This is a genomic window from Nonomuraea sp. K271, assembly GCF_009908215.1.
Classification (GTDB): Bacteria; Actinomycetota; Actinomycetes; order Streptosporangiales; family Streptosporangiaceae; genus Nonomuraea; species Nonomuraea longispora.
Genome location: NZ_JAAAHR010000133.1, coordinates 1 through 13,364 on the forward strand (window position 1 = coordinate 1; position 13,364 = coordinate 13,364).

Genomic DNA, 13,364 nt, shown 5'->3' on the forward strand with positions numbered 1-13,364 from the left:
GGGTGGGGGGACGGAAGCGGGGTGTAGCTGACCCGCGCCGCCGCCGGGATGCCGAGGCCGCCGGAGACCCCGGCGATGAAGGTGTAGGCCACGTGGGAGGGGTCGAGCTGCCCGCTGAGCGCCAGGCCGGGGACCGCGCCCCCCGTGCCCGCCAGCCCGCCCAGCAGCGCCTGGCCGTAGATGCTCTGCCCGTACGCCACGAGCCGGTCGCGTACGGCGAGCTGGGCCTCCGAGGCGAGGTACACCATGTCCCGGCTCAGCATGCGCGAGAGGCCCACGTTGGCGCCCGCGAACAGGGCTCCGGTCAGGGCGCCGCTGCCGGTGGACAGCGCGAGTGACGCGACGTCGAAGTCACCGGCCTCGCGGACTCCCCAGAGCTGCTGCGCCACCTGTACGCCGAGGTCGAGGCCGCCGCTGATCCCGGCGAACATCAGCATGTTGCTCAGCACGAGCCGCTTGATCGTCTGGATGCGGATGCGGGTCAGCAGCGTGTTGTGCTGGATGAGCTTGAGCACGGCCGGCCCGTGGATCCAGATCCACACCAGCAGCTTGACGATCATCGCGCCGAGCAGCGCCAGGGAGGCGTAGATCATCCACTCGGTGTGCTGCATCCGCACGCCGTGTTCGCGCAGGGCGGCCGCCTCGTCCCGCAGCGCCTGTTCCAGCAGGTCGAGGAGCGCCTCTCCGGACTGCCCGCCGGTGGTGTCCGGCTGCCCGCCGAGCGCGGCGAACACCTGCTCGAAAGCCTCCTTGGCCGGGCCCTGCCATTCCCAGCCGCGCAACATCCGTACGACCGCGCCGGCGTCGTCCGCCCTGAGCCTGGCGAGGAGGTCCGCCAGGTTCTCCAGTGTCGAAGCCTGGGCGATGATGTCGTCGGCGGCGGCCTCAGGGAGCGCCCCGCCCGTCAGCGGCTGCGCCATCGGCTTCACGATGTCGGGTACGAGGCTGAGATCGAGCGCCATCGGACGGTGTCATCGCTTTCGGTCGGGGGGTGCTGGCCGGCTGGTCACATTGGCGGCCGTGGCCCCGGCGGCTTGCCGGGCCGCCGCAGGAACGCCTCGAAGCTCATGTCCTCGCCGAACAGATCATCGGTGGGTAGATCGGGTACGAAGGGCTCCATCACCTCCTTCATGTCGCCGCGCACCTGCCGGGCGGCCTTGCCGATCTGCTCGACGATCGCGGCGGACAGCTCCGACGGCGACAACTTGCGGTAGACCCGCGGGTCGAGGTCGATCGTCCGCACCTCGCCGCGCGGGCCGACGGTCACGCTGACCATGCCGTCCTTCGACCTTGAGGTCGCCGACAGGTCCCGCATCTTCTCCTGCATCTGCTTGAGCTGCTCGGTCTGCTGGTTCACCTCCTGGACGAGCTGCTCAAGCAGTTTCCACTGCTCGTCACCTACCATCGGTTGCCCCTCACGTCGACACACAAGCACCGTACGTCCCGTATACACCACGGACTATCGCAACGTACTTAATATCGACGGGGAACGGGAATACCGCTCTAACCAGGGCAAGCAGCCGGAATGCGTCTCGCAGCCCTCGTCGGAGTCGGCGCGCGCACGGCGGCCGTCGCCGAGCCGATGGTTCAGGGGTCAGTGGCGGCGCGTCCTGAAGCGGTTCAGGAAGCGCCGTACCTTCTGCTGCGTGTGCGGGTCACGGGCCATCCGCTTGGCCTTCTCGACGTTCTGTCTGCCCTTGGGGCTGCGCATGTACGCGCGTACCCGGTCCATGAGTGCCATGTGCCTGCCCCTACCCCCGCCTTGCCCGGTCACGCGCCCCGGCGGAGGGTCAGCCGAACTCCTCGACGTACTCCTCCACCGGTCCCAGCTCGGCACGGTCGCGCAGTTCCAGGACCGTGCCGAGCCGCTCCAGCTCCAGCACCGTCACGGTGTTCTCGCCGGCGCGCAGCAGCGGCGCCGGGCAGTACAGCGTGACCTGCGGCCCCACCTCCCAGTAGCGGCCGAGCAGGAACCCGTTGACCCAGACGAGACCGCGGCCCGACCCCGGCAGCGCCAGGAAGGTGTCGGCGGGCGTGTCGGCCCGCACGGTGGCGACGGCGAACCCGCTGCGCGTGGCCGGGGGGCCGGCGTCGAGCGCGCGGGCCGTCTCGGCCTCGGTCCACTCCTGCAGGGCGATCGGCGTGCTGTCCCAGCCCTGGACCATCCGCCGGTCGACGAGCACCGGGCCGATCAGGCCCTTGTGCCGGCCGAGGCCAGGCCCGTAGTTCACCCGGCCGAGGCTCTCGACCAGGACCTCCAGGCGCACGACGGCGCCGGCCCCGCGTACCGGGAATTCGCGGCGGCCGGGGCCGGCCTCGCCGAGGAACGTGCCGTCGCAGAAGACCAGGGCGCGGTCGCGTACGTCGGTGAGGACCAGCCGGTGCTCGCCCGCCGGGATGCGCGGGTGCGCGGTGTGCAGGGCCATCCCCGCGTCGAGCCCGAGCCGCTCGAACGAGGCCGGCCGCGGCCCGGTCGAGGTGGGCGCGGGTACGGCGCCGAGCCCGGCGAGCAGGTCGGCCCGGTGCGCGAGGGGGACGCGCGCCGGCGGCAGCGTCGGCATGCGCTCCGGCACCCGTACGGGGCCGCGGGCGCCCAGCGCCTCCCGCAGGGCGTAGAACTTGGGCGTGAGCGTGCCGTCCTCGGCGACGGGCGCGTCGGAGTCGTAGCTGGTCACGGTGGGCTGCAACCGGCCGTCCTCCTCGTTGGCGCCGGCCCAGAGCCCGAAGTTGGTGCCTCCGTGCGCCATGTAGACGCTGACGCTGCCGCCGCCGGCGATGATGCCCTCGATGACGCGTACGGCGCTGTCCGCGCCGCGGACGTGGTGACGTTCCCCCCAGTGGTCGAACCAGCCGTTCCAGAACTCGGCGACGACGAACGGCTCGTCCGGCCGCCGCGCCGCGAGGAGGCGACGGGCAGCGTCGGGCTTGGAGCCCAGGGTGACGGCGGCCAGGGTGCCGGGCAGGGTGCCGCCGTCCTGCATCAGGTCGGTGGGGCCGTCGGCGGTGAACAGCAGCTCCGTGATGCCGCGGCTGGTCAGCGCCTCGCGGTTCCAGCGCAGGTAGGCCTGGTCGTCGCCGTAGCTGCCGAACTCGTTCTCCACCTGCACCGCCACGACGGGCCCGCCCTCGGCGGCCTGCAGCGCGGCGATGCGCGGGATGAGCTCGTCGAACCAGCGGCCGACCGCGGCGGTGAACGCGGGGTCGGAGCTGCGCAGCGCGACGTCGCGGGCGGTGAGCCAGCTCGGCAGGCCGCCGTTCGACCACTCCGCGCAGATGTACGGCCCCGGCCGGACGACGACGTCGAGCCCTTCCTCCCCCACCATGCGGATGAACCGTTCGACGTCCCTCCAGCCGTCGAAGCACGGCGGGGCGTCCTCGCGGGGCTGGTGGAAGTTCCACGCCACGTAGGTGTCGACCGTGTTGAGCCCGAGGTCGGCGAGGCGGCGGATCCGGTCACGCCAGAGGCCGGGGTGGACGCGGAAGTAGTGCAGCCCTCCCGCCAGCATGCGGTGGGGCACGCCGTGCCGGTGCAGGCGGCGCCCGCGCCAGGTGAGCGCGCTCGCGGCCGCGCCGGCCGGCGCGTGAACCGGCGCATCAGCCCGCGCGTGGGCCGGCGCGTCGGCCGTGCTCGTCGTCCGGTCCGGGGAGGCATCAGGCGCGGGGAGCTCGATCACGGTGCGAGAGCCTATGTTATCGATGCCATCTGTAACAAACGCGGTAGGATCCACCTGACGAGCCCGCGGGCAGGCCGCGAGAGAGGAGCGCCATGACCGGAGCCACCGAGCGGCCCGCGAGGCAGCCGAGCATGACCGACGTGGCGAGGACGGCAGGGGTGTCGGCGCAGACCGTCTCGCGCACCCTGCGCGACTCGCCCAACGTCAACCCGGAGACCAGGAAACGGGTGCTCGCCGCCGTCGAGCAGCTGGGCTACCGCTTCAACAACGCGGCCAGGGTGCTCTCCTCCGGGCGCAGCCACACCATCGGGCTCGTGCTGCTGCAGTCGGGCGGCTACTACTCGCGCTCGGCGGTGACCGCGGGCGTGGAGGCGGCGGCGGGCGAGGAGGGCTACGCGGTGAGCATCGCGACCATCGCCAGGCTCGACACCGGCCTGATGGAGCGCTCCCTGTCCAAGCTCGCCGACCAGGGCGTGGACGGCATCGTCATCGCCGTGCCACTGATCTCCGTGACGCAGAAGATGGAGGACATCACCCGCGACATCCCGACCGTCACCCTCGACGGCTCGCGCACCGCGAGCGCCCGGGTGCTCGGGATCGACCAGAAAGAGGCGGGCCGCATCGCCACGCGGCACCTGCTCGACCTCGGGCACCGCCAGGTGTGGCACGTCTCGGGGCCCGACGAGTGGATCGAGGCCCGGCAGCGGCGGCAGGGCTGGCAGGAGTGCCTGGCCGCGGCCGGCGTCGAGGCGCCGCCCCCGCTGGAGGGCGACTGGTCGCCCGACTCGGGCTACCGGCAGGGGCAGGTCCTCGCGATGATCCCCGACGTGACCGCCGTGTTCGCCGCCAGCGACGAGATGGCCTTCGGGGTGATCCGCGCCCTGCGCGAGGGCGGCAGGTCGGTGCCCGCGGACGTGTCCATCGTCAGCGTCGACGACATCGAGCTGGCGGCCTACTGCACCCCGCCGCTGACCACCGTCAGGCAGGACTTCTACCGCTCGGGCGCGGCGGCCGTCGCGCTGCTGCTGCGGCAGGCCGACGCCGGCGAGACGCTCGTCACCGCGTCGCTCTCGGTGCGGGCGTCCACGGCGCCGCCGCGCTCCCGCTGAGCCCTGATGGGGGTCGTTCCAGGAAGTACCCTCTTGCGTCGGCCATGTTATCGATGCCACTGTAACAACGTCCGGACCCCGGACCCGTTCCTCCGCCCCGTCAGGTGGGCAGCCGAAAACGGAAGGATCCCACAACCATGAGGAGATCACTCGTCCTCGCGAGCGCCGCGATCACGGCGCTCGGACTGCTCACCGGCTGCGCGGCCGAAGGGGACGGCCAGGACTCCGGCACGACGACCCTCAGCGTCGCCGCCCTCGAAGGCGGTTACGGGCGCGACATGTACACCAAGGTCATCCAGGCGTACGAGAGCGCGCATCCCGGCGTCGACGTGCAGCTCCAGATCTCGAAGAGCATCGAGGACGAGATCACCCCCAACATGAAGGCGGGGCGCTTCCCCGACGTCGTGGTGCTGGGGCAGGGCCGCAAGGCCGCGCTCACCGAGACCCTCATCAAGGACAAGGCCCTAGAGGACCTCACGCCCGTGCTGCAGGCGAAGGTCCCCGGCGAGGACAAGACCGTCGGCGACAAGCTCATCGAGGGCATCGTCGGCAACCTCAACACCAACCCCTACGGCGACGGCAAGACGTACACGATGCCGATGTACTACGCGCCGACAGGCCTGTTCTACAACAAGGGCCTCTTCGACAAGAAGGGCTGGAAGGTCCCCGCGACCTGGGGCGAGATGTTCGAGCTCGGCGAGAAGGCCAAGAAGGACGACGTCGCGCTGTTCACCTACCCGACCGCCGGCTACCTGGACTCCTACTTCTTCTCGCTGCTGGCCGACATCGGCGGGGAGCAGTTCTACACCGACGTCATGACGTACAAGCAGGGTGTGTGGCGGACGCCGCAGGCCCGGCAGGCGCTCGACCTCACGGCCCGGCTGCTGAAGTACGCCGCGCCGACCACGGTCGGCTACGCCAACGAGCAGGACTTCACCAAGAACCAGCAGTCCGTGCTGGACAACAAGGCGCTGTTCATGCCGAACGGGACGTGGATCGTCGGCGAGATGGCCGACGCCCCGCGCGCCGACGGCTTCGCGTGGGGCCTGACGCCGCTGCCCGCGGTCACCGAGGGCGGCAAGCGCTACATCACGACGTCGGTCGAGTCGGTCTGGGTCCCCGCCGCCGCCAAGAACAAGGACGCGGCCAAGGACTTCGTCGCCTACCTCTACTCCGACGAGGCGGCCAAGATCTTCGCCGCGTCGGACGCGATCCAGCCGATCGAGGGCGTCGCCGGCAACCTGACCGAGGAGAACGCCGAGTTCTACAAGGTCTACGAGGACCCGTCGGTCGCCGCCCTCGTCGGCGGGTTCGCCAGCACCGCGCCCGTCAAGGGCGTCGACATCAAGGCCACGCTCTTCGACACCGCCAACAGCATCATCAGCGGCGACAAGACCCTGGACCAGTGGCAGACCGCGCTCCACGAGGCCAGCGAGAAGCTGCGCCAGGCGGGTGGCTGACGTGCCCGGCAACCCACCGGGCACCCTGCCGCCGCGCACCGCGACGCGGCGCGCGGCAGGGCCCGCACCCGGCCGGCGCGGCGCGTCCGGGTCCGCACCGCGCCGCCGCGGCAACGGTCTCTTCGTGCTCGCCTGCCTGCTGCCCGCGCTCGTGCTCTTCGCGGTGTTCATGGTCGTCCCGACCCTGAACGTGTTCCGGATGTCGTTCTACACCTGGAGCGGCTTCTCCCCCGACATGCGTTTCGTCGGGCTGGACAACTTCACCGCGCTCCTCGACGACGCGCAGTTCGTCCGCGCGTTCCAGAACACCGTCGCGCTGCTGGTCGTCGTGACCGTGGTGACGATGGGCACGGGCCTGTTCCTGGCGGCGGTCATGACACGGCAGCGGCTGCGGGGCCGCAGCCTCTACCGGTTCGTCCTCTACGTCCCGAGCGTGCTGTCGGTGGTCGTCATCGCGGCGATCTTCTCCGCCGTCTTCGACCAGGAGAACGGCCTGATCAACGGCACGTTGCAGGCGCTGTCGCTCGACGGGCTGCGCCAGGTCTGGCTCGGTGACCAGGACCTTGTGCTCTGGTCGGTGGCGATCGCGATGGTCTGGCAGTCGCTCGGCTACTACATGGTCCTCTACATGGCCGGCATGGCGAGCATCCCCGAGGACGTGTACGAGGCGTCCGCGCTCGACGGCGCGTCCCCGGTGCGGCAGTTCTTCGCCATCACCCTGCCGCTCATCTGGCAGAACCTCCGCACGACGCTGACCTTCTTCGTCATGAGCGCGGTCAACCTCAGCTTCGTGCTCGTCCGCGCCATGACCGGCGGCGGGCCCGACGGCTCGTCGGAGGTGCTGCTGAGCTACATGTACAAGCAGGCCTACACGAACTCGTCGTACGGCTACGGCATGGCCATCGGCGTCGTCATCTTCGCCTTCTCGTTCCTCGTGTCGCTGCTGGTGAGCCGGGCGACACGACGTGAGCCCCTCCAGTTCTGAGGAACACCACCCATGACCACGATCACAAGCGCCGCACGGCCGAGACCCGGCAGGGCGCTGACCTACGTCCTCGTCATCGCGATCGCCCTGGCCATCGCGGTGCCGGTCGCGTGGGTGCTGCTCGCCTCGCTCAAGGGGAAGAGCGAGTTCTACGGCAGCCCCTGGACGCTGCCGGAGGGTCTGCACCTGCAGAACTACGTCGACGCGTTCGTCACCGCGCGCATGGGCCACTATTTCCTCACCTCGGTGCTCGTCACGGTGCTCGGGCTCGTGTTCGTCGTGGCGGTGTCGGTGCCGGCGGCCTACGTCGTGGCGAGGTACGAGTTCCGCGGCCGCGGCCTCGTGGAAGTCGCGCTGCTGGCCGGGTTGTTCGTCAATGTCAACTACATCGTCGTGCCGATCTTCCTCATGCTCGTCGGCTGGGACCGCGCGCTCGTCGACGTGTTCCCCGGCGGCTTCTTCATCGACAACCCCGCCGTCCTCTCGCTCGTCTACGCGGCCACCTCGATCCCGTTCACCGTCTACCTGCTCGCCGCGTACTTCCGGTCGATCCCCGTCGACTTCGAGGAGGCGGCGGCCCTCGACGGGGCCTCCCGCTTCCAGATCATGACCCGGGTCATGCTGCCGATGGCGCGGCCCGCGCTCACCACCGTGCTGCTGTTCAACTTCCTGGCCTACTGGAACGACTACATCATCGCGCTCACCCTGCTCCCGGGTGAGGGCAAGACCCTGCAGGTCGGCCTGCTCAACCTGATGACCGCGCAGAAGGCCGCGGCCGACTACGGCCGCCTGTACGCCGGCATGGTCATCGTCATCGTCCCCGTCCTCATCTTCTACGCGCTCATCCAGCGCCGGCTCATCGAAGGCATGGCGTCCGGCGGCGTGAAGGGCTGACCGGCGCTCCCCGGCGAGAGGAATCGTCATGAAGCAATCGACGCGCAGCGCGCTGCTCGTCACCGCCAGGGCACTCGTCGCGGCGGGCTGCGTCGCCGTGGTCGTCGCCGCCCGATCGACGGCCGGGTGGAGCAACCTGGCGATCATGCTTGTCGCGCTGGCCGGGCTGCTGGCCGTGCTGGCCGCGTACAACCGGAGGTTCCGGTGAGCGCGCGGCGGACCGGCGCCGTCCCTGACGGGCGGGCGCTGGTGCGGGTACGTCCGAGCAGCCGCCAGCTCGCCTGGCAGGAGATGGAGTTCTACGGCTTCGTCCACTTCGGCATGAACACGATGACCGGCCGTGAGTGGGGCGAGGGACACGACGACCCGGCCGCCTTCGACCCGGCCGATCTCGACGCCGACCAGTGGGTCACGGCGTTGCAGGCTGCCGGAATGACCGGCGTGATCCTCACCTGCAAGCACCACGACGGCTTCTGCCTGTGGCCGAGCGACGTCACGACGTACTCGGTGGCGTCGTCGCCGTGGCGCGGCGGCCGGGGCGACGTGGTCGCGGAGGTGGCGGACGCGGCGCGGCGGCACGGGCTGCGGTTCGGGATCTACCTGTCGCCCTGGGACCGCCACGAGGCCTCGTACGGCTCCGGCGCCGCGTACGACGACTTCTACGTGGCCCAGCTGACCGAGCTGCTCACCCGGTACGGACCGGTGTTCACGGTCTGGCTGGACGGCGCGAACGGCGAGGGCCCGAACGGCAGGCGGCAGGTGTACGACTGGGAGCGGTACTACGCGGTGGTCCGCGAGCTGCAGCCCGACGCGGTCATCAACGTGTGCGGGCCCGATGTGCGCTGGTGCGGCAACGAGGCCGGGGCGACCCGCCCCGACGAGTGGAGCGTGGTCCCGCGAGCCCTTCAGGACGCCGAGCGGATCGCGGACCGCTCGCAGCAGGCCGACGACGGCGCGTTCGCCCGTCTGGTCCGCAGCGACGACCGCGACCTCGGCAGCCGCGCCGCGCTGGCGGGGCACGAGGACGACCTGGTGTGGTATCCGGCGGAGGTCAACACGTCGATCCGCCCCGGCTGGTTCCACCATCCCGCCGAGGACGGCGAGGTCCGCTCCGCGGACACGTTGTTCGACATCTACCTGCGTTCCGTCGGCGGCAACTCCTGTTTCCTGCTCAACGTCCCCCCGGCGCGTGACGGGCGGATGCGGGACGCCGACGTGGCGGTGCTGGAGCGGCTAGGGCGGCGCATCGACGACTTCAGGAGGCGGCGGGCCAAGGCGGTCGCGACGGTGTCGTCCGGCTCCCCCGGCGACGTCGCGACCGCCTGGCCCGCCGAGTGGCCCGCCGCGTCGCCTGGTGGGTCGCCTGGTGGGTCGCCTGGTGGGTCGCCTGGTGGGTCGCCTGGTGGGGGCCGTACGCCGTGGCGGCCGGACGGCGACGACCCGCTGCCCGGTCTGACGCTCACCTTCGCCGGGCCCCGTCCGATCGAGGCGGTCGTCGTGGGCGAGGACATCGCGCAGGGGCAGCGCATCGAGCACGTCGTCGTCCGGGGGCACGGGGACGGCGGGTGGGAGCGGCTCGCCGAGGCGAACGCCGTGGGTTATCAGCGCGTTTTGACGTTCCCGGCGGCCGAGGTGGACGCGGTGCGGATCGAGATCCCGCAGTTCCGGGACACCCCGGTGGTCGCCCGGGCGGCCGCGATCGAGGCGACGCCATGAAGCCCTCCGCGAAGAAGCCTCCCGCGAGTAAGGGCACCGCGAAAGGCCGCGGGAAGGGCCCGGTCACGAAGGGCGCGGGGCGCGGGCCGTCGCGGCGGGCAGCCGTCCTGTTCGCCGGCGTGTGCGCCGTGCTCGCCGCGCTCCTGCTGACCGGCTCGGTCATCAGCCAGCGCGGCGGCGAGGTCGCCTCCGTCGCAGGGCACGCCGTGACCAGGGTCGAGCTGCTCTTCCACATGCGGCGGCTGGCCCCGGCCGTGCAGAACGAGCTGCGCAACCGCTACCACCTCACGGGCGCCGTCGACTGGGACGCGCGGGCCGGCGACCGCAGCGCGCTCCAGCGGCTGGCCGAGCGCGCGCTCGATGAGGTCAAGCGGGACAAGACGACGCTCATCCTGGCGAAGGAGCAGCGGCTGGTCGATGCGGTCGACCACGCCGCGTTCCTCGAGGAGCTGGCCGAGGAGAACGAACGGCGCGCGCGGGCCCTCACCAGGGGCGAGGTCGTGTACGGCCTGACGGAGTTCTCGCCCGACGAGTACTACTCGCACCGGCTCACCGAGCTCACCACCCGGCTGAAGCAGCGGCTCAGCGCGGACGCGGACGGCCCGCTGCACGTCGGCGACGCCGACGTCCGGCGGCAGTTCGACGCCCACCCGGACGCCTGGAGCGCCAACGCGACGACGTACACGTACGCCAAGCTCGTGGTGCCGGTCACGGACGGCGCGTCCGCCGGGCGTCTGGCGGGCCTGCAGCGGCGGGTGGACGACGCCCGCCGGCTCGCGGACCTCGCCGGCGAGCCGGGCGCCCGGCTCACGAAGGCCACGCACAAGGGCGGCGGCATGGCCGCCCACCAGCAGGACCTCATGGCGGTGCTCGGCGGGCTCGCGCCGGGCGAGATCTCCGCCCCGGTCCGGGGCGACGGCCAGGTCACCTACTACGAGCTCACCGGCAAGTCCGTCGACGAGGACGCGGCGTTCGCCGAGTACGCGCGGCGGATCCGGCAGTCGCTCATCGACAAGAAGTTCGGCGCCTACCTCCAGCGCCGCGTGGACGACGGTCACGTCACGGTCGACACGGCGGCGGTGGAGGCCATCACCACAGAGGAAGTTCACAGTGAAACCTGACGGCACCACACCCCCCGGCGCTCCGGCCCGGCGGCGGCCCGTGACACGGGCGCTCCGCACGGGCCTGTCCGCCCTGCTCGCCGCGCTCGTCACGGCCTCGCTCGCCCCCGCCGCGCCCGCTGCAGCGGCGGCCCCCGGCAGCGTCTCCGACCGGGCCTCCGACCGGGCCTCCGACCGTGCCTCCGACCGTGCCTCCGACCGGGCTGGCAAGCGGGACCTGCCCGGCAACAAACCGAACCGGACCGGCGGCACCGACTACTACGTCGACGCCACGAACGGCCGCGACGACGCCGCCGGCACCTCGCGGAGGACCGCCTGGCGCAGCCTGGCCAAGGTCAGCGCCACGACGTTCGGGCCGGGCGACCGCATCCTGCTCAAGGCCGGCGAGCAGTGGCACGACGAACAGCTCTGGCCGAAGGGCTCGGGCCGCGCGAAGCGGCCGATCACCATCTCGGCCTACGGCGACCCGCGCGCCCGCCTGCCCTACATCGCGACCAACGGCAAGGTGCCGAACCCGTTCCGCGCCGACGGCACGAAGAACCCCGAGACGGTGGGCCTGACCGGGGCCATCGTGCTGCGCAACCAGCAGTACTTCGAGATCGACCACGTCGAGCTGTCCAACGACGACGACTTCGCCACCGACATCACCACCGGCACGTACGTCCGCGACGGCATCTCCGTCTCCATCAACGCCGACCTGCTGGAGGCCGGCGCGGACAGCGTCATGGACCACTTCCGCGTCTCCGACGTCCACGTCCACGACCTCGACGGCCCGAGCACCTGGCAGAAGATCCATTACGGCGGCGTCAACTTCCAGGTCTTCGGCGGCAAGGGCTACAAGGAGTACGGCACCGGCGGCCACTACTTCAAGGACGTCAGGATCGAGAACAACACCTTCAAGAAGGTGGAGCTGCACGCCGTGCAGTTCGCGTTCAACTGGTTCGCCGCCGACGGTCAGGACGCCGGTGAGTACGACGAGAGCGGCAAGTTCCACGAGGGCTGGGAGCAGCTCTGGGTGCGCACCCGCGACCTGTACAGCCGTGACGTCTCCATCAGCCACAACTACGCGGAGAGCGTCGGCCAGGGCGCGTTCCAGTTCGCCAACAGCAAGAACCTGATCTCGGAGTACAACGAGGTCAACGGATTCCTCCAACGCTACGACGCGGTGTCGTGCGGGCTCTACCTGTGGGCGGGCGCCGACTCGGTCATGCAGTACAACGAGGTCTACGGCGGCCCGGACAACGAGTTCGACGGCACGCCGTGGGACCTGGAGTACACGAACTTCAACGTCACCTACCAGTTCAACTACTCGCACGACAACGCGGCGGGCTGGATGGCGTACATGGGCAACAGCTCGAACTCGGTCGCGCGCTACAACCTGAGCGTCAACGACAACGGCGTGCTCGTGAAGAACATGTTGTCGACGAACTACTCGCCGACCTACTTCGCGAACAACACGTTCGTGTACGACGGCGCGGACCTCGACACCTTCCACGACGAGACGTTCCTGAGCACCGTCTACTTCCTGAACAACATCTTCTACAACACCTCGAAGACGGATGCCACGCCGTGGTACCGCCGCACCGGCGCGCTGCGCCAGGCGGTGTTCTCCAACAACGACTACTACGAGGCGAGCGGCACCCACTCCGCGCAGGAGCCGGCGGACCCGCGCGGTCTGCGCGTCGATCCGAAGTTCGCGGGCGACCCCGCCGACTACGTCACCGGGGCGGGCGTGAAGAACATCCGCAAGGCGGCCGCCCACTTCAGGCTCCGTGGGAACTCCCCGCTCATCGACGCCGGCCGCTACAACCCCCACCTCGGCACCGAGGACTTCCTCGGCACCCACATCTACTACGGCGACGCGCCCGACATCGGCATGGCGGAGAGCCGCAGGGGCAAGAAGGTCACCGATCCGGTGGACGACGACCCCATCGAGGACGAGACCGGCGACGACCGCGTCAACCTCGCCCTCGGCAAGTCCGTCAGCGCCAGCTCCACCCATCCGGGCGCGAACGGCACGCTCGTCGCGAAGAACCTGACCGACGGCGACCCGGCGACCCGCTGGGCGGCGGCCGACGACGCCTCCTACCCGATCACGCTGGACGTCGACTTCGGCGCGGACACCACGTTCGACGAGGTGTACCTCGACGAGTACACCGACTCGGGCACCAACCCCCGAGTGAGGTCGTACGAGCTGCAGCGGTGGGACGCCGCCGGCGGCTCCTGGGTGACGTTCGCCCAGGGATCCGACGGCATCGGCCACGACGCGTCCGTCACCGGGTTCGGTGACGTCACGACGTCCAAGCTGCGGGTGTCGCTCACCGAGCGGCTGCCCGGCGAGGAGTACAGCCCGACGATGACGGAGATCGCCGTTCACCGCGCGGCCGGATGACCACGGTACGGGG

Annotated in this window: 12 protein-coding genes; 8 read left to right on the top strand and 4 right to left on the bottom strand. The window is 70.7% G+C overall.

The window, feature by feature from the left end; translation table 11 throughout:
- The 4 genes from GUY59_RS34005 to GUY59_RS34020 all read right to left on the bottom strand — a co-directional run.
- A partial coding sequence (locus GUY59_RS34005; protein WP_161714833.1) for a hypothetical protein occupies positions 1–962 on the bottom strand: 962 nt, incomplete at its 3' end.
- Positions 963–1,006: 44 nt separating this feature from the next.
- A complete protein-coding gene (locus tag GUY59_RS34010; protein WP_138205580.1) occupies positions 1,007–1,405 on the bottom strand; it encodes a YbaB/EbfC family nucleoid-associated protein in 399 nt (132 codons plus the stop codon).
- Positions 1,406–1,594: 189 nt separating this feature from the next.
- On the bottom strand, positions 1,595–1,741 hold the full coding sequence (locus GUY59_RS34015; protein ID WP_161714834.1) for a hypothetical protein: 147 nt from the start codon (positions 1,739–1,741) through the stop codon (positions 1,595–1,597).
- A 49-nt stretch (positions 1,742–1,790) separates the two neighbouring features.
- Positions 1,791–3,674 carry a glycoside hydrolase family 35 protein gene (locus GUY59_RS34020; RefSeq protein ID WP_252375134.1) on the bottom strand — a complete coding sequence of 628 codons (1,884 nt, stop codon included), beginning with the start codon at positions 3,672–3,674 and terminating at the stop codon, positions 1,791–1,793.
- Between the two features lie 92 nt (positions 3,675–3,766).
- Here GUY59_RS34020 and GUY59_RS34025 point away from each other — a divergent pair, with 92 nt between their 5' ends.
- The 8 genes from GUY59_RS34025 (at position 3,767) to GUY59_RS50975 (ending at position 13,351) form a co-directional block, all read left to right on the top strand.
- The gene (locus GUY59_RS34025; RefSeq protein ID WP_138205582.1) at positions 3,767–4,783 is read left to right on the top strand and encodes a LacI family DNA-binding transcriptional regulator; all 1,017 of its coding nucleotides are present in this window, start codon (positions 3,767–3,769) and stop codon (positions 4,781–4,783) included.
- Between the two features lie 137 nt (positions 4,784–4,920).
- Positions 4,921–6,243, top strand: a complete 1,323-nt coding sequence (locus tag GUY59_RS34030; RefSeq protein WP_138205584.1) for a carbohydrate ABC transporter substrate-binding protein — start codon at positions 4,921–4,923, stop codon at positions 6,241–6,243.
- A complete protein-coding gene (locus GUY59_RS34035; protein ID WP_252375135.1) occupies positions 6,236–7,228 on the top strand; it encodes a carbohydrate ABC transporter permease in 993 nt (330 codons plus the stop codon). The genes GUY59_RS34030 and GUY59_RS34035 overlap by 8 nt, the downstream gene beginning before the upstream one ends.
- Before the next feature lie 12 nt (positions 7,229–7,240).
- Positions 7,241–8,122: a carbohydrate ABC transporter permease gene (locus tag GUY59_RS34040; RefSeq protein WP_132337224.1), complete on the top strand. Its 882-nt coding sequence runs from the start codon at positions 7,241–7,243 to the stop codon at positions 8,120–8,122.
- A 28-nt stretch (positions 8,123–8,150) separates the two neighbouring features.
- Positions 8,151–8,330, top strand: a complete 180-nt coding sequence (locus tag GUY59_RS34045) for a DUF6903 family protein (protein ID WP_138205586.1) — start codon at positions 8,151–8,153, stop codon at positions 8,328–8,330.
- Positions 8,327–9,838, top strand: coding sequence for an alpha-L-fucosidase (locus tag GUY59_RS34050; protein WP_201761668.1), 1,512 nt, complete (start codon positions 8,327–8,329; stop codon positions 9,836–9,838). The genes GUY59_RS34045 and GUY59_RS34050 overlap by 4 nt, the downstream gene beginning before the upstream one ends.
- A complete protein-coding gene (locus tag GUY59_RS34055) occupies positions 9,835–10,959 on the top strand; it encodes a hypothetical protein (protein WP_138205588.1) in 1,125 nt (374 codons plus the stop codon). Before GUY59_RS34050 ends, GUY59_RS34055 begins: the two co-directional genes overlap by 4 nt.
- Entirely contained in the window at positions 10,949–13,351 is a 2,403-nt protein-coding gene (locus GUY59_RS50975; RefSeq protein WP_138205590.1) for a discoidin domain-containing protein, read from the top strand. The genes GUY59_RS34055 and GUY59_RS50975 overlap by 11 nt, the downstream gene beginning before the upstream one ends.
- The last annotated feature ends 13 nt before the right edge of the window (positions 13,352–13,364 follow it).